Consider the following 17,773-nt stretch of genomic DNA (forward strand, 5'->3'; position numbering starts at 1 on the left):
GCATCAGCCTAGAAGGGAAGCTCTGTTTGCCCTGCAGTCGGCCTGGAAGGTCGGCGCTGCATCCTGGTTGGCGATTTAGTTACCTCGGGAACGGGTATCAATGCCTTAAGGCCAGGCATGCCTCCATCACGGGCCAGCTCGCGCAGCTCGACCCCTAATTTGTCGAGTAAAGCTGCCGCTGGCTCACCGGTCTCCTCACTAATCGTCAAAGCGAGCAACGCCAGTGGGGAGAGATCAAGCCGTTCGCTCAGTTGCTCAAGCTTGTCCAGGGTGATGCTGGATTTTCCGCTCTCTAGCTTCGACAAGTATGTCCTGCTCGTTGTGTCCGCGAATTCACGTTGGGTGATGTTCCGCTTGCTGCGCAGCGCTCGAAGCACGACAGCAAATGACGACTTCAGTGCCATGAGGCCTTCCTCGCATCGAGATGATCATCACGCATGACTCTGGATCTTCCTTGGTGCCCGGATTCCAGCATTTGATGCCTAAACCCCCTTAACAGCCACTCCAGCGGAGTCGATTTTCACCGTACCAGCACGGTCGATCAAACCGCTCAGTGGTGAGCGAGAACTGTTGAAATATACAGTCCTAGCCTTCATTCTTCTAGGAGAACATTTGTGCTCCTATCACATTTAGGATTCATAGTGTAGTGGTCTAATGAAACCGGACACCCATTTAGGCGAGAATGCTCGCCATAGAGAGGTGTCTGATGACCAAGCAACGTCGTACCTTTACCCCTGAGTTCAAGCGCGAGGCTGCGTGCCTGGTGCTCGACCAAGGCTACAGCCATATCGAAGCCGCCCGTTCGCTCGGATTGGTCGAATCGGCGCTTCGTCGATGGGTGAGCCAGCTTCAGCAAGAACGTAGCGGTGTTACTCCCACCAGCAAGGCTCTGACACCTGAGCAGCAAAAAATCCAGGAACTCGAAGCCCGTATCAATCGGCTAGAACGGGAAAAATCGATCTTAAAAAAGGCCACCGCGCTCTTGATGGCCGAGGAACACGAGCGTTCGCGTTAATCGATCAACTGCGGGCTCAAGAGCCTGTTGATCTGTTGTGCTCGGTATTTGATGTCACCCGATCTTGCTACTACGCGTACTGCCGGAAACGTCGGTATCCGGATGCCGAACGAGTAGTCTTGCGTAGCCGCGTGAACGAGTTGTTTACGCAAAGCCGAAGCGCTGCGGGCAGCCGGAGCATCATGCTGATGATGAAAGAGGACGGCATGCAGATCGGGCGATTCAAGGTACGTAGGTTGATGCGCGAGCTGAACTTGATCAGCAAACAGCCGGGCTCCCATGCCTACAAAAAGGCTACCGTGGAGCGGCCTGATATCCCGAACGTGCTTGATCGCGGGCTCAGCGTGGCATCCCCGAACACAGTCTGGTGCGGTGACATTACGTACGTCTGGGCTGAAGGCCAATGGCACTATCTGGCGGCTGTCATCGACCTTTGTGCCCGGCGTGTTGTAGGTTGGGCGTTCTCAGCCAAGCCTGATGCCGACCTGGTGATCAAGGCATCGGATATGGCCTATGAGCAGCGTGGCCGGCCTCAGAATGTGCTGTTTCACAGCGACCAGGGCAGCCAATACGGCAGCCGGAGTTTCCGCCAGAGACTATGGAGATACCGCTTCACGCAGAGCATGAGTCGGCGCGGCAACTGCCACGACAACGCGCCGATGGAGCGGCTATTTCGCAGCCTGAAGACTGAATGGATACCGACGGTGGGCTACATGAGCGCTGTGCTGGCACAGCAAGATATCAGTCGGTTTTTGATGGAGCGGTACAACTGGCGGCGACCGCATCAATTCAACGAAGGGCTACCGCCTGCGGTCGCAGAGGAAAAACTCAATTCAGTGTCCGGGATCAGTTGACCACTACAGTAGCTGAGCATCTAGGCTTGGCAAACCTTGAAGACAAACGCATTGCGAAGCGTATTTTTTAGCCGATTTGGCTCCGACAGCGATTAGCTGGAGTAAAAAATGCACTTTAAATAAAGGCATATATTTCAGCAGGTTAGGTTCGACAGAGGCGGAGGTCTTAACATTTTTCCGTTTTGGTTCCGACAGGCCAGAACGCATAAAGACGAGTCCCAAGCCGTTTAACAATCCGTCCTGGATTCGACAGTGGCCGGCCGCAGCTCAGGTTTCACATGAGCTGTCGAGAGCAACGCGTTGAGAAGGGATTGTTTCCGGTGATGCGACAGAGTTCCGTTATGGTTTCAACGTTCACACATGTCCAGGTCATGAAGCAGTGTGCCGGCAGTACGAATCATCACGTACATGAACTACCAACGCTACACATTATTTAACATAATATACATTATGCGTACTATCGTATCATCCGCTCAAGACTACGCCAGGCCAGATTTCAACCCTGAGCACCCCGTGCTTTCCAACCACGAATCGCTTTGCGGCATACTCACAAGCTTTGCACCGCTTGCACGCACTTCAAGGGACGACATGGTAAGAACATTTGAACCGCAAGACATGGAACGCGTCCTCGACATCTGGTTACGCGCTTCGATCAAGGCCCATGACTTTATCGACGCGTCGTATTGGCAATCCAATGTCGTGGCAATGCGCGAACTCTATATCCCTGCATCACAGACAATTGTCATCGAAGACAAATCGGCGGTTCAGGGATTTTGCTCGTTGCTGGACAACCAACTGGCGGCACTGTTCGTGGACCCTGACCAGCAAGGCCGTGGGCTGGGTCGTCAATTGCTCGAACACGTCAAATCGTTGCGTACCGAATTGAGCCTGGGGGTTTACAAGGAGAATTCACGCAGCATCGCTTTTTACCAGTCCCAGGGTTTTACAGTGATCAAGGAGCAGATTGATCCGCAGACAGGCCATGCCGAGTACCTGATGAGCTACAAGAGCCACCTTTAAACGTCTGGACGCCACATTCGTCCGTTGGACCCCTCAACCTTCGAGGTTTTTGCATGAAGCAATGTTTCGCCGTTCTAAGCAGCCTGTTACTGATTGCCGGTTGCGATGTTTCATTCAACACAAACGCCAGCGGTACACAGGCGTCCGCAGTCGTAGTCTCCGATCCAGGCTCTGCGCAACAGCAACGCCTGGTGGTCGATACCGCTGTGCAGTTCCTGATGTTGCTCGATGCCGGAAGAACCGACATGACCTGGGTCACAGCGGGCTCCGCGCTCAAGGCAACCACGACCGAGTCGAACTGGGTAAAAGGCATCGGGACGTTGCGCATGGGCCTGGGCGAGCTGAAGCAACGTGATCGAGCACAGATCACCTTCACCAAACAGCTGCCTGATGCGCCGCCTGGGCATTACGCTGCAGTTCAGACCCAATCGGCTTTTTCGAACCTCACCGTCACCGAGGCTGTGCTGCTGGTTGAAGAAAACGAACAGTGGCGCGTTGTCGGCTACAACCTCAGTAAAACCGTCGAAGTTGCTGCAAAAATGCGGCTCTTCTAGTAGCGTTCGTGAGGTTGGATTCGCAGCGGTTCAAGTGTGCCCCTGCTCCCCGCTAAACTAGCCTCTTCTTATAACTCAACTAAAGGACTATTTAGTTGAGTTATATTGAAATGTGGAAAGCAGCTGGTCACGCCTACCTGTACCCTGCCCCCTCCTGGTCAATTTGCTGCCTCATCAGGCAAACAATTTCAGCGCATCATCATTCCACTCATGGCCCTGCTCCGACCAGCCGTTACCCACAGGTAGTGGAAATGCGGTATGGCAATAGCCCTGCTTGCCCGTGAAATCAAACACGGCATGAGGGCGATCGTTGATCAGCAATACCGCCTTGCTATGGTCCATGGACCAGCCGACCTTCACTGTCGAAGGCTTTTGCCGATCAGTTACCTCGTCCACGTTGTAGATGTGCAACGCATCCTGAATCGGGTTATCGGTAGCGGTGGTGTCAAGTGCATAGAAGTAGCCGGTCTCCTCGTCGTCCTCGAACACCACAACAAAGGCCCCCTCCTGTGCGGGCGCCTCGATTACAGTGGCTTGGCCTACGATGAGTTCCTGCTCTGCTGCGAGGTAGATGGGCATGCGAACGGTCCTTGTCACCGAATAAAAAGAAGGCGCGAATGATGCCTAGCCTTGCGCAGTGCTCGCAAGTGCAACGCAAGGCCCGGCACTCACATAAGTTTGCGTATGACCTGCAGCGCGCCAAGATGCACCGGGTAGAACCAGTACGCCCAATGGCGTACCGGCCAGATGCCGGTGGTGAGAGGCATGCGTAACAGCCACAGGCCGAACAGCGGTGCAAGGACCGCGGTGCCGAGTACCGCCAGTGAGTAGGCGTCCACTTCCATCGCCCTCGCCCACAAACTGCTGCGGGTATTGACCGCTACGCTGAGCAAGGCCGGCACCAGCCATATCGGCCCCGGCCGCTTGATGGCCAACAGCAGGGCCGCCGGCAGCAGGCAGCCGAGAAATCCGTACATCAGCCGCTCGTCCAGCCAGGCGGCCGCGACAGCGGCGCCCACGGCCAAGGCAGCACTGAGCGTGTTGCGATGCTGAAAGCCCCAGGCAATCAGCAGCCCTAGGGTCAGGGTGAACATCACATTGAGGGTGCCCAGCGCACTGATGGGGCGGTAAACCCCTTCGGATATCACGCTGAACACCAGCATCCAGCCCAGGTAGCGCGTGTTGCTTTGGCTGAGCAACTGGCCAGGGCGCGAACGCGCGACGTTGGCGGCGATCGCCAGGCAGAACAGCGGGAACGCCAGCCGTCCGGGTATGAACAGGGCGTGGGCGTCGGGCCACAACAGGCGCAGATGATCCAACAGCATGGTCAGCATGGCCAGCCACTTGATCAGGTCCAGCGGGATATCGCGCCGTGTCGCTACAGTCATGGCTCCTCGTTTCGGTCAATGGAAGGCCAGGCCATCATCACACTTGCCGGGCTACCCGCGCCAGCAACACCTCAAGCGGGTGCTGCAACCCCTGCCCCTCCTGGCGCTTGACCTGGCTGCGGCAAGAATAACCATCGGCCAGCAGCCGGCCACCCTGCCCATGCCGGGCCACGATCGGTTGCCAGGACTGCTGGTAGATGATCGCGGAGGTGGCCACGTTACGGGTCTCGTGACCATAGGTGCCAGACATCCCGCAGCAACCGCTCGCAAGCACTTGAAGCTTGAGCCCCATGCGTTCGAACACCTTCTGCCACAGCGCGATCGCCGCCGGCTCGTTGGTCTTTTCGGTGCAGTGCGGCAGGAACTGGTAGACCTCTTCGTCGACCACCGCTGCCGATTCTGGCAGCACCGACACCAGCCACTCCTGCGGCAAGGCCACGGTCGGGGCACCGTCGTTGCCCAGGGTCTTGCGGTATTCCTGGCGATATACCAGGGTCATCGCCGGGTCCAGGCCCACCAGGGGTACGCCCGAGGCCTGCAACAGCAGCAGCGACTTGGCGTTGAACTGCGCAGCCTTGGCGAACGCCCCCAGAAAGCCCTGCACCTGCAACGGCTTGCCATTGGGTACAAACGGTGCCAGGTACACCTGATAGCCGAGGCGGCTGATCAGCTCCAGCCACTGGGCTGCCAGAGGCGTTTCGAAGAAACGGGTGAACGCGTCCTGCACCAGGATCACGCTGCGCTTGCGCTGTTCGTCGGACAACGCGGCCAGGGCGCCCACACTTGCCTGCTTGACGTTCCAGCGCTTGCACTCGGCTTCGAAGTCATGGGTGCTCAGCAGCGGGCTGTCGACCATGCCGGCCATGTGCTGCAGCGCGTAGCGCACCGGTGTGGCGGCCATGATCGCGTTGTACAGTCGCGGCAAGCGCGCCAGGTGCGGGATGCTGAACTCCAGCGAGCCGATCAGGTAGTCCTTCATCGGGCGCAGGTAACGACTGTGGTACAGCTCCAGAAAGCGCGAGCGAAATTCCGGTACGTTGACCTTGATCGGGCATTGCCCTGCGCACGACTTGCACGCCAGGCAACCGGACATCGCCTCGTACACCTCATGTGAGAAGTCCTTGCGCCCAACCAGGCGCGCCAGGGAGTTCCAGGTGCGCTGCGCTACACCGGTTACCCTGCCCGCTCCCGCCAGGTTCAGCACGTCCACCCCCGCCTCGCCCTGGCGGCGCAGCCATTCGCGAATCAGCGAGGCACGGCCCTTGGGCGAGTGGATGCGGTTGCGCGTGGCCTTCCACGACGGGCACATGGCGTCGTTGGGGTCGAAGTTGTAGCACGCGCCGTTGCCGTTGCAGTGCACGGCGCTTTCATAGTGTTGCCACACGCGCTCGTCGATGGTGCGGTCCAGGTCGCCGCGCAGGGTAACCGCGTCCACCTCGGTCAGGCGCGCCGCCGGCACGCTCGACGGGGTGGCGATCTTGCCGGGGTTGAGCTGGTTGAACGGGTCGAACGCGGCCTTGAGGTCCTGCAGCGCCGGGTACAGCTCACCGAAGAAGTCCGGCACGTACTGCGAGCGCAGGCCCTTGCCGTGCTCGCCCCACAGCAGGCCCCCGTACTTGTGCGTAAGCGCCGCGACCGCGTCGGAAATCGGCCGGATCAGCTGGGCCTGGGCCGGGTCCTTCATGTCCAGGATCGGCCGCACGTGCAGCACGCCAGCATCCACATGGCCGAACATGCCGTACTGCAGGCCGTGGCTGTCGAGCAAGGCGCGAAACTCGAAGATGTAGTCGGCAAGGTTCTCCGGCGGCACGGCGGTGTCTTCCACAAAGGGCTGCGGGCGTGCCTCGCCCTGCACGTTGCCCAGCAGACCGACCGAGCGCTTGCGCATGGTGTACACCTGGTTCACCGCCTGGGCACCCACCGCCAGGGTATGGCCCAGGCGCACCACCGAGGTGTCGCGCTGCAGGTGCTGGATGAAGGCGTCGACGGTCTGTTCAAGGGCATCCAGGTCGTCGCCGCTGAACTCGATCAGGTTGATGCCCAGGGTCTGGGTGTCGGGGTGCGGCGGGAAGTACTGGGCCACGCCGTGCCACACGATGTCCTTCATCGCCAGCATCAATACCTTGGAGTCCACCGTCTCGATCGACAGCGGGCTGTGCGCCATCAGCGCCTTGGCGTCGCGCAGTGCATCCATGAACGCGGCGTACTGCACGTTGACCAGGATCGAGTGCTTGGGGATGGGCAGCACATTGAGCCTGGCTTCGACGATGAAGCCCAGCGAGCCTTCCGAACCGCACAGCACGCTGTTGAGGTTGAAGCTGTCCGGGGTTTCGCGCAGGTGCGCCAGGTCGTAGCCGGTCAGGCAGCGGTTGAGCTTGGGGAAGATCGCCTCGATCAGCGCCGCCTTGCCGTCGGCAATGGCCTGGGCGCAGCGATAGACTTCGCCGACCTTGTCGGTACGGGCGGTACAGGCCTGCAACTGCGGGTTGTCGATCGGTGCGGTGTCCAGGCGAGCGCCACCCAGCAGCACGGTGCTCAGTTCGAGCACGTGGTCGCGGGTCTTGCCATAGGTGCAACTGCCCTGCCCGCTGGCATCGGTGTTGATCATGCCGCCCACGGTGGCACGGTTGGAGGTGGACAGTTCCGGCGCGAAGAACAGGCCGTGGGGCTTGAGCGCGGCGTTCAACTGGTCCTTGACCACCCCGCTCTGCACCCGCACCCAGCGCTGCTCGACGTTGATCTCGAGGATGTTGTTCATGTGCCGCGACAGGTCGACGATGATCCCGTCGGTCAACGACTGGCCATTGGTACCGGTACCGCCGCCACGCGGCGTGAGCACCACCGAGCGATGCTGCGGCTGGGCGACCAGGCGTGCCAGCAACTCGACATCCTGCGCGTCACGGGGGAACACGGCCGCCTGGGGCAGGCGCTGGTAGATGGAGTTGTCGGTGGCCAGCACGGTACGCAGGCCCATGTCGCGCGCGACCTCGCCCCTGAAGCCCTCGCTCTGCAGTGCATCGAGAAAACGCTGGTAATGGCTGGCGGGGACACGGTCGGGGGCAAGCAGAGCAATCATGACAAGGGATCCTGAGGCGATATATGACGCAGCGTCACATTCAAAACACGTATGCTTGGCAGCCAGGCAAGGTCTGCCGCATGCTTTATGGGGCTATGTTCCCGTGTGCGGCGCGGGCCTACAACTGAATTTCGTGTGACTTTTGCATGAGCTTTATGAATGAATCCAAGACGACTCACCCCTTCCATGTCGGTGCTTATCGCGTTTGAGGCCTCGGCGCGCCATGGCAGCTTCACCAAGGCGGCCGAAGAACTGGCACTGACCCAGAGTGCGGTCAGTCGCCAGGTGCAGGCGCTGGAGGCGCAACTGGAGGTGGCGTTGTTCAGCCGCGTGGGCCGGCATATCGAGCTCACCGCCGCCGGCGCCCTGTATCACCACGAGCTGGCCGCGGCCCTGGCCCGCATTCGCAACGCGACGCTGCAGACCATCGCCCACAAGGCCGGCGACGGGCCGCTGCACCTGGCGGTGCTGCCCACGTTCGGCTCCAAGTGGCTGCTGCCGCGCATGAATGACTTCTACCGCCGCCACCCCGGCGTGCTGGTGCACATGCATTCGCGCATTGCCCCGGCCGAGCAGGACAAGGATCAGATGCACGCCTTCATCAGTGTCGGCACCGGGCATTGGCCCGGTCATGTGGCGCATCGGCTGCTGTCCGAGACGCTGGTGGTGGTGGCCAGCCCTGGCGCCCTGCCCGGCTACGCCAGCCTGACGCCGGCGGACATCTCGCAGCAGGCTCTGCTAAGCGTGGTGTCACGCCCCCATGCCTGGGCCGACTGGTTCGAACAGAACGGCCTGCAGCACCGGGCCATGCGCATGGGGCCGGGCTTCGAGCTGACTGCCCACCTGATCCAGGCGGCGGTGGCCGGTATCGGCATCGGGCTGGTGCCACGCATCCTGGTGCAGGACGAGATCGCCAGCGGTGAGCTGGTGGCCTTGTTCGAGCCGGTGGACAGCGGGCGTGGCTACTACCTCACCTACGCCACGCGCTATCAGCAGTTGCCAGCGCTGCAGGCGTTCACCCAGTGGCTGCTGTCGGTCGAGTTTCCCGACAGCTGAGCGGCGTTACCGGCGCCCTGTAGGAGCCGGCCTTGCCGGCGAAGGCACCGACGCCGTTGCCGCAAGGTGCGCGCTGCCCTTCGCTGGCATGGCCTGCGCCTACCGGGTTGCAGGGCACAAAGCCCACTGTGTTCGCTAGCGAACAGACGCCTGCGCCATGTGTCGCCACACTGGGGGCCAGACCCCGCGACGCGAGCACCTACAGGCCTTTATGGATAATTACTGGAGCCGTGCACGCGCCAGCCTGCGCAACGCAGGCCTTTGGCGCACCACACCCCGCAAGTTCGAATACGAAGCCATCCTGCGCTCCGAACTGTTCAGCGCCGAGCAGATGGCCGCCCACGGCACCTTTCTGGCCCAGCATCACGCCCTCAGCCCCCGCAGCGGCAAGGACACCCTGCTGGCACGGCTGGCCGACAACGAACGGACCCTGGCCAGCAGCTGCGCGGTGCTGATCGCCGAACAGCCCACCGCACGACGGGTCACGCCGGCGGCCGAATGGCTGCTGGACAACTACTACCTGGTCGAAGAACACATCCGCATCGCCAAGACCCACCTGCCCAAAGGCTACAGCCGGGAGCTGCCACGCCTGGCCAACGGCGTGTCCAGCGGGCTGCCGCGGGTGTATGACATCGCCCTGGAAACCATCGCCCATGGCGATGGACGCGTCGACGTGGACAGCCTGAGCCACTTCGTCGAGGCCTACCAGAGCGTCACCTCCCTGGCGCTGGGCGAGCTGTGGGCCATTCCGATCATGCTGCGCCTGGCGCTGATCGAAAACCTGCGCCGGGTTGCCTCGCGGGTCATGGCCAGCTGGGCCGACCGCAACCTGGCCAACGACTGGGCCGACCGCCTGCGCGAGACCGCCGGGCGCGACGCCAAGAGCGTGGTGCTGGTGCTGGCCGACATGGCGCGCTCGCAGCCGCCGATGACCGCCGCCTTCGTCGCCGAGCTCGCACGCCGCCTGCAAGGCCAGAGCGCCGCGCTGATCCAGCCGCTGACCTGGGTGGAGCAGATGCTCGCCGAATCCGGCCTGAGCATCGAGCGTCAGGTGCAGCTCGATGCCCAGCAGCAGGCAGCCGACCAGGTCTCGGTCAGCAACAGCATTGCCAGCCTGCGGCTGCTCGCCACCAGCGACTGGCGCGAATTCGTCGAGCACATGAGCCACGTCGAACGGGTGCTGCGCAGCGATCCTGCCGGCATCTACCCAGCCATGGACTTCGCCAGCCGCGATCATTACCGGCATGTCATCGAACGCCTGTCCCGGCACAGCGCACAGTCGCAGGCGGCAATCGCCCGCGCCGCCGTCGAACTGGCCGCCGGTGCACCCAGCCCGCTGCCACACGCCAGCGCCACCACCCATGTGGGGTTCTACCTGGTCGGCGCCGGGCGAGCGCAGCTCGAGCGCCGCGTGCACGCCGGCGTGGCGCTGGGCGAGCGTTGGCGGCGCCTGCTGCATCGCGCGCCACTCACGTTCTTCCTCGGCCCGGTGGCGCTGCTCACGCTGGGCCTGAGCGCACCGCTGCTGTACACCACGCTGCGCGATGGCTGGCCACTGGCAGTGTTGCTTGCGCTGGCCCTGCCCACGCTGGTGATGACCAGCCGCCTGGCCATCGACCTGGTCAACTGGCTGGTGACCCTGAGCGTGACGCCCCGCCTGCTGCCGCGCCTGGATTTCAGCGAGGGCCTGCCCGCTGAGGCGCGTACTTTGGTGGTGGTGCCCACGCTGATGGCCAATGCCGCCGATATCGAGGAGTTGGCAGAGGGGCTGGAAGTGCGCTTTCTGGCCAATCGTGACGATTATCTGCACTTTGCCCTGCTGACCGATTTTCTCGATGCGCCCAGCGAAACCCTGCCTGAAGACGCCGCGCTGATGGCCCTGGCCGCCAGCCTGATCGAGGGCCTGAACCACAAGTACCCGAACGATGCGCGCTTCGTGCTGCTGCATCGTCCGCGGCGCTGGAACCCCGCCGAGCAGGTGTGGATGGGCGTGGAACGCAAGCGTGGCAAGCTGGCCGATCTCAATGCACTGCTGCGCGGGCATGGTCAGGGGCGCTTCATGTTGCAGGTGGGGGATGTCCAGGTGCTGGAGGCGGTACGTTACGTCATCACCCTGGACACCGACACCCAGCTGCCGCGAAATGCGGCCCGCCAGTTCGTCGGGGCCATGCAGCACCCGCTCAACCGCGCCCAGGCTGGCCGCGGCTACGCCATCCTGCAACCGCGGGTCGGCATCAGCCTGCCCAGCGCGGCGCGCTCGCTGTATGCGCGACTGTTCGGCAGCGACGCCGGCGTCGACCCGTACACCCGCGCAGTGTCGGACGTGTACCAGGACCTGTTCGAACAAGGCTCGTTCATCGGCAAGGGTATCTACGACGTGGATGCGTTCGAGCAGGCGCTGCAAGGCTGCCTGCCGGACAACCGCATCCTCAGCCACGACCTGATCGAGGGCTGCTACGCCCGCAGCGGGTTGCTCAGCGATGTTCAGGTGTTCGAAGAGTACCCGGCCCGCTACAGCGCCGACGTCAAGCGCCGCCACCGCTGGATTCGCGGGGACTGGCAACTGCTGCCGTGGGTGTTGCCCTGGGCGCCCACCGCTGGCGGCACCTATGCGCGCAACCGGCTGGATGCCCTGGCCCGCTGGAAGCTGTTCGACAACCTGCGCCGCAGCCTGGAGCCCGGTGCATTGCTGTGCCTGTTGCTGTGGGGCTGGCTGGCCTCGGGCCGGCCCGGGCTGTGGACCCTTGCCGCGCTGTTGCTGGTATTGACCCACGCGGTGCTCGCCACCCTGCTGGAGATGCTGCGCAAGCCTGTCGACGTACCCCTAGCGCAGCACCTGTGGGCGGCGCTGCGCGGCTGCGCCCTGCACTTTGCGCGCGCCGGCCTGCACCTGGCCTGGCTGCCGTACGAGGCCTACTACAGCCTTGACGCCATCGTGCGCACGCTGTGGCGCATGCTGGTCAGCAAGCAGCGCCTGTTGCAATGGAGCCCGTCACGGGAAGTCGAACGCACCAGTGTCAATCGCCTGGGGGCCTTGTACCGCAGCATGTGCAGCGCCCCGATACTGGCCCTGGTCGTGGGCCTGTGCCTGCTGCCAAGCCCCATGACCCTGGCCCTGGCGGCGCCCTTGCTGCTGGCATGGCTGGCCAGCCCGGCACTGGCCTGGTGGATCAGCCGCCCCTCCCCGCGCGCGCACTTCGACCCCACTGCCGAAGACCTGCGCTTTCTGCGCAACCTTGCGCGCCAGACATGGGCGTTTTTCGAGCAATACGTCGGCCCCGACGACCACTGGCTGCCCCCCGACAACGTGCAGGAACTGCCGGTTGCCCGCATTGCCCACCGCACCTCGCCCACCAACATGGGCATGGCCTTGCTGGCCCACCTGGCCGCCCACGATTTCGGTTACCTGGGCGGCGGGCGGCTGCTCGAGCGCCTGCAGTCCATGCTCGACAGCATGGACGGGCTGGAGCGTCACCAGCGCCACTTCTACAACTGGTACGACACCCTCACCCTGAAACCCCTGCCACCGCTGTACGTCTCCACGGTGGACAGCGGCAATCTTGCCGGTCTGCTGCTGACCTTGAAGCCCGGCCTGCTGGGCCTGGCCGACACACCGCTGGATGACCCGCGCCAGGCCCAGGGGCTGCTCGATACCCTGGAAGTCTTCGGCCAGGCCTTGACCAGTGCCGGCCTGCCCGCCACCGAGGTACAGGCGTTATGCCGGCGTCTGCTGGCACCTCAGCCGCACGATCTGCTGCAACTGCTGCAGGACGCACTCGACCTGCCGGCGCCCGCCGACGATCCGGATGCGCGCTTCTGGTTCGACAGCCTGCAACGTCAGTGCACCGAGCAGCGCGACGAACTGCTGCGTTTTGCCCTGCCTGCCACCAACGAACCGGGCAAGCGGCCGCCGACCGGTTGCTGGCGCGACCTGGCGCGGCTGGACGCCGAGCAGTGGTGCGCTGCCGATCGCCCGCAGGTGCTGCAGGTACAGGCCCTGGCCCGCCAGCGCATGCAGCAGGCGGCGCAGCTTGCCCAGCGCGTCGAGGCCATGGCCGACATGGACTTCGGCTTTCTCTACGATGCCCGCCGCGAGTTGTTCGTGATCGGCTACAACGTCGATGAGCGACGCCTGGACAGCGCCTTCTACGACCTGCTGGCATCCGAAGTTCGCCTGACCAGTTTCGTGGTCGTCGCCCAGGGCCAGGTGCCTCAGGAAAGCTGGTTTGCCCTGGGGCGCCTGCTGACCAGCAATGCCGGGGTGCCGGTGCTGCTGTCGTGGTCCGGCTCGATGTTCGAGTACCTGATGCCGATGCTGGTGATGCCCAGCTACGAAGGCACACTGCTCGACCAGACCTGCCAGGCGGCCGTCACCCGCCAGATCGAGCATGCCAGCCAGCTGGGCACGCCCTGGCGCGTTTCGGAGTCCGGCTACAACACCGTCGATGCGCACTTGAACTACCAGTACCGCGCCTTCGGCGTGCCGGGGCTGGGCCTCAAGCGTGGCCTGGGCGAGGACAACGTGGTCGCGCCCTACGCCAGTGCCCTGGCACTGATGGTCGCGCCCGCGGCCGCCTGCCACAACCTGCGGCGCCTGGCCAGGCAGGGGGTGGCCGGGCGGTTCGGGCTGTACGAGGCGGTCGACTACACCCCGGCACGCCTGCCCCCTGGCTCCGATGCTGCCGTGGTGCGCTCGTTCATGGCACACCACCAGGGCATGAGCCTGCTGGCCCTGACCTCGCTGCTGCTGGGTCAGCCCATGCAGCGGCGCTTTGCCGCCGAGCCGGCCTTCCAGGCCTGTGCCCTGCTGCTGCAGGAGCGCGTGCCCAAACGCGCCACGCAATACCTGCATGCAGCCCAGGCGCCTACCGTCGACGATGCCAGCCAGGGCAATGAAACCAAGCTGCGCGTGTTCACCGACCCGGACCGTCGTCGGCCGGCCGTGCAACTGCTGTCCAACGGGCGCTACCACGTCATGGTCAGCAATGCCGGTGGCGGCTACAGCCGCTGCAACGACATGGCGGTGACGCGCTGGCGCGAAGACATCGCCAGCGACAGCCTTGGCACCTTCTGTTACCTGCGCGACGTGGCCAGCGGGCATTTCTGGTCCACGACCTACCAGCCCACCCAGCATCGCGCGCACAGCCAGGAAACCGTGTTCACCGATGCCCGCGCCGAGTTTCGCGTGCGCGAGTTCAACTTCGACTGCCACACCGAGATCGTGGTGTCCCCCGAGGACGATATCGAGCTGCGTCGCCTGCACCTGACCAACCGCGCCCGTACCCGGCGCACCCTGGAGCTGACCAGCTACGCCGAAGTGGTGCTGGCCTCGGCCATCAGCGATGCGCTGCACCCGGCGTTCAGCAAGCTGTTCGTGCAAACCGAGCTGGTGCGACCGCTGCAGGCGATCCTGTGCAGCCGGCGTCCGCGTGCCAGTGACGAAGCCGTGCCGTGGATGTGCCACCTGCTGGCAGCCCACGGGGCGGACATCGAGCAGATCTCCTACGAAACCGACCGTGCGCGCTTCATCGGCCGCGGCCGCACCCTGCAGGCGCCGGCCGCGCTGACTGACACCTGCGAGCAGCTGTCCGGCACTGCCGGTGCGGTGCTCGACCCGGTCGTGGCCATCCGCTGCCGTATCAGCCTGGAGCCTGGCCAGAGCGCCACCATCGACCTGGTCACCGGGGTGGCCGACAGCCGCGAGGCCTGCCTGCACCTGATCGACAAATACCGCGACCGGCACCTGGCCGACCGGGTGTTCGACCTGGCCTGGACCCACAGCCAGGTGCTGTTGCGCCAGCTCAACACCTCGATGGCCGATGCCCGGCTGTTCGAGCAGATGGCGGCCTCGGTGCTGTATGCCAACCCTGCATTGCGCGCCGAAAGCGCCGTGCTGGCCAGCAACCGGCGCAGCCAGTCGGGGCTGTGGGGCCAGGCGATCTCCGGGGACCTGCCCATCGTGCTGGTGCAGATCGCCGACCCGGCCAACATCGAGCTGGTGCAGCAGATGGTCCAGGCCCATGCCTACTGGCGCCAGAAAGGCCTGGTGGTGGACCTGGTGATCTGGAACGAAGACCAGGCCGGCTACCGCCAGCAACTGCAGGACCTGATCATGGGCCTGGTGACCTCCGGGGTCGAAGCGGCCCTGCTGGACCGCCCGGGCGGCATCTTCGTGCGTCCTGCGCAGCAGCTGTCCAGCGAAGACCGCACGCTGATGCGCTCGGTGGCACGCCTGATACTCAACGACAGCCATGGCAGCCTGGCCGAGCAGGTCCACCGGCGGCGCATCGAGCCGGCCCTGGCGCCGTTCACCCCCAGCCTGCTGCAAGGGCCGCAGAGTGCCGGCTACACGCTGCAGCCGCTGGCCATGGCGCCCACGCTGGGCAACGCCTACGGCGGCTTCAGCGCCGACGGCAGTGAATACATCATCAATCATCGCCCGGGCCAGCCGACCCCGGCGCCCTGGGTCAACGTGCTGGCCAACCCCGGGTTCGGCAGCATCGTCTCGGAAACCGGCGGTGCCTACAGCTGGTACGAAAACGCCCACGAGTACCGTTTGAGCCCCTGGCACAATGACCCGGTCAGCGACCCCGGCGGCGAAGTGCTGTACCTGCGCGACGAAGATTCCGGGCAGGTCTGGTCGCCGACCCCGGCGCCCTGCCCGGGCAGCGGCGCCTACCGAACCCGCCACGGCTTTGGCTACAGCGTGTTCGAGCATGTGCAGGACGCCATACACAGTGAGCTGTGGGTGTTCGTGGCGCTGGATGCGCCGGTCAAATTCTCGCGCCTGGTGCTGCGCAACACCGGCGATCGTGCGCGACGCCTGTCAGCGACCTGCTACGTGGAATGGGTGCTGGGGGACTTGCGCAGCAAGTCGGCCATGCACGTCGTCACCGAAGCCGACCCGTTCAGTGGCGCACTGTTTGCGCGCAACGCCTACTCCATCGAATTCTCGGGCCGCGTGGGGTTTCTGGACTGCGACTGGCCCCAGGCCGGCCTCAGTGGCGACCGGGTCGAGTTTCTGGGGCGCAACGGTACCCTGGCCGACCCGGCAGCCCTGCGCCGGGCGCGCCTTTCGGGGCGCCTCGGCGGCGGCATGGACCCCTGTGGTGCGTTGCAGGTAAGCGTCGAGCTGGCGCCTGGTGAAAGCCGCGAAGTGGTGTTCCGCCTGGGCGCCGAGCAGGATGCCAAGGCCGCCACTCGGCGGGTGCAGCAGTACCGCGGAGTACGCGCCGCCAACGTCGAACTGGCGCGGGTCACGCAGCACTGGCGCACCACCCTGGGCAGCCTGCGCATCCACACCCCGGAGCCTGCGCTGGACGTGCTGGTCAACGGCTGGCTGATGTACCAGGTGATTGCCTGTCGTTTCCATGCCCGCAGCGGCTATTACCAGTCCGGCGGTGCATTTGGCTTCAGGGACCAGTTGCAGGACAGCATGGCCATGGTGCACGCCGACCCTGCCAGCAGCCGCGCCCACCTGCTGCTGTGTGCCCGCCACCAGTACGTGCAGGGCGACGTGCAGCACTGGTGGCACCCGCCGATGGATCGCGGCGTGCGAACCCGTTGCAGCGACGACATGCTCTGGCTGGCCCTGGCCACCAGCCGCTATGTGCAGATCACTGGCGACACTGCGGTGCTGAACGAGCCCGTCGGCTATCTGGACGGTCGCGCACTCAACAACGGCGAGGAGTCCTACTACGACCTGCCCGGTCATTCGCCCCTGCAAGAGCCCCTCTACCAGCATTGCCAGCGCGCGCTGGAGCACGGCCTTTGCGTCGGGGCCCACGGCTTGCCGTTGATGGGCAGCGGCGACTGGAACGACGGCATGAACAAGGTGGGCGAGCACGGCATCGGCGAAAGCGTATGGCTGGGCTTTTTCGCCCACGAGGTGCTGCGTCGGTTCGCCGAAACGGCGCAGTTGCATGGCGATGCCCGCTTTGCCCAGCGCTGCGGCGAGCAGGCGCGGCGGCTGCGCAGCAACCTGCAGGCCCATGCCTGGGACGGCGCCTGGTACCGGCGTGCGTACTTCGACAATGGCCAGCCCCTGGGGTCGGCCAGCAACCAGGAGTGCCGCATCGATTCCATCGCCCAGAGCTGGTCGGTGCTGTCGGGCGCCGCGCCCCTGGATCACTGCCGCAGTGCCATGGCGTCGCTGGACCGCCACCTGGTGCGGCGTGATATCGGCATCGTGCTGCTGCTGGACCCGCCGTTCGACAAGGGCACGCTCGACCCCGGCTACATCAAGGGCTATGTACCGGGGGTTCGTGAAAACGGTGGCCAGTACACCCACGCCGCCGTGTGGGCGAGCATGGCATTCGCCCGCCTGGGCGACGGCGCCCGCGCCTGGGAACTGATGCGCATGATCAGCCCCCAGAGCCAGGGCCATGCCACCCGCATCGACACCTACAAGGTGGAGCCCTACGTGATGGCGGCGGATGTCTACGGTGTGGCGCCCCATGCCGGGCGCGGCGGCTGGAGCTGGTACACCGGTGCGGCCGGATGGATGTACCGGCTGATCGTCGAATCGCTGCTGGGGGTGGAGCGCCAGGGCAACACCCTGCTGCTGCAACCGCTGCTGCCGCCAGAATGGTCGGGCTTCAGCCTGCAGTACCGGTATGGCGCCAGCGTTTATCACATCGATGTGCACCGGGGCACACAGGCCGTACAGGTGCTGAGCCTGGATGGCGGGGTGATCGACGGCACAAGCCTGTCGCTGGTCGATGATGGCGCCGAGCATCAGGTCACCTTGCTGTGCGCTGCATCGGCAACCGCGACGTTACCCTTGCTAAAGGGAGTACCCTAGGGCCTTA

The 17,773-nt window shown here is 64.2% G+C and carries 9 protein-coding genes; 5 read left to right on the plus strand and 4 right to left on the minus strand.

Annotated elements, in window-relative coordinates:
• Positions 1–8 precede the first annotated feature (8 nt).
• Positions 9–404 carry a helix-turn-helix domain-containing protein gene (locus DN388_RS15315; RefSeq protein WP_255000905.1) on the minus strand — a complete coding sequence of 132 codons (396 nt, stop codon included), beginning with the start codon at positions 402–404 and terminating at the stop codon, positions 9–11.
• Positions 405–706: 302 nt separating this feature from the next.
• Here DN388_RS15315 and DN388_RS15320 point away from each other — a divergent pair.
• The 3 genes from DN388_RS15320 (at position 707) to DN388_RS15330 (ending at position 3,443) form a co-directional block, all read left to right on the plus strand.
• Positions 707–1,869 (plus strand): IS3 family transposase gene (locus DN388_RS15320; RefSeq protein WP_255000907.1). Its coding sequence is split into 2 segments (ribosomal slippage): positions 707–959 and positions 959–1,869, totalling 1,164 coding nucleotides; the frame shifts between segments, so codons are not numbered across the junction.
• Positions 1,870–2,457: 588 nt separating this feature from the next.
• Complete coding sequence (locus tag DN388_RS15325; RefSeq protein WP_043862798.1) at positions 2,458–2,889, plus strand: N-acetyltransferase; 432 nt, start codon at positions 2,458–2,460, stop codon at positions 2,887–2,889.
• A 53-nt stretch (positions 2,890–2,942) separates the two neighbouring features.
• Positions 2,943–3,443, plus strand: a complete 501-nt coding sequence (locus DN388_RS15330; protein WP_255000909.1) for a DUF4019 domain-containing protein — start codon at positions 2,943–2,945, stop codon at positions 3,441–3,443.
• Positions 3,444–3,617: 174 nt separating this feature from the next.
• On the opposite strand, the gene DN388_RS15335 is transcribed toward DN388_RS15330, so the two are convergent.
• From DN388_RS15335 to DN388_RS15345, 3 genes are all read right to left on the minus strand, one after another.
• Positions 3,618–4,022, minus strand: a complete 405-nt coding sequence (locus DN388_RS15335; RefSeq protein WP_255000910.1) for a DUF2251 domain-containing protein — start codon at positions 4,020–4,022, stop codon at positions 3,618–3,620.
• Positions 4,023–4,111: 89 nt separating this feature from the next.
• Complete coding sequence (locus DN388_RS15340; protein WP_255000912.1) at positions 4,112–4,831, minus strand: TraX family protein; 720 nt, start codon at positions 4,829–4,831, stop codon at positions 4,112–4,114.
• 37 nt (positions 4,832–4,868) lie between these two features.
• On the minus strand, positions 4,869–7,907 hold the full coding sequence (locus tag DN388_RS15345; RefSeq protein WP_255000915.1) for an FAD-binding and (Fe-S)-binding domain-containing protein: 3,039 nt from the start codon (positions 7,905–7,907) through the stop codon (positions 4,869–4,871).
• A 159-nt stretch (positions 7,908–8,066) separates the two neighbouring features.
• On the opposite strand from DN388_RS15345, the gene DN388_RS15350 reads away from it, so the two are divergent.
• A complete protein-coding gene (locus DN388_RS15350) occupies positions 8,067–8,963 on the plus strand; it encodes a LysR substrate-binding domain-containing protein (RefSeq protein ID WP_078480977.1) in 897 nt (298 codons plus the stop codon).
• Between the two features lie 211 nt (positions 8,964–9,174).
• A complete protein-coding gene (locus DN388_RS15355; protein WP_255000918.1) occupies positions 9,175–17,766 on the plus strand; it encodes a glycoside hydrolase family 94 protein in 8,592 nt (2,863 codons plus the stop codon).
• Positions 17,767–17,773: the final 7 nt, after the last annotated feature.

Source organism: Pseudomonas sp. S12(2018), assembly GCF_024355235.1.
Classification (GTDB): domain Bacteria; phylum Pseudomonadota; class Gammaproteobacteria; order Pseudomonadales; family Pseudomonadaceae; genus Aquipseudomonas; species Aquipseudomonas palmensis.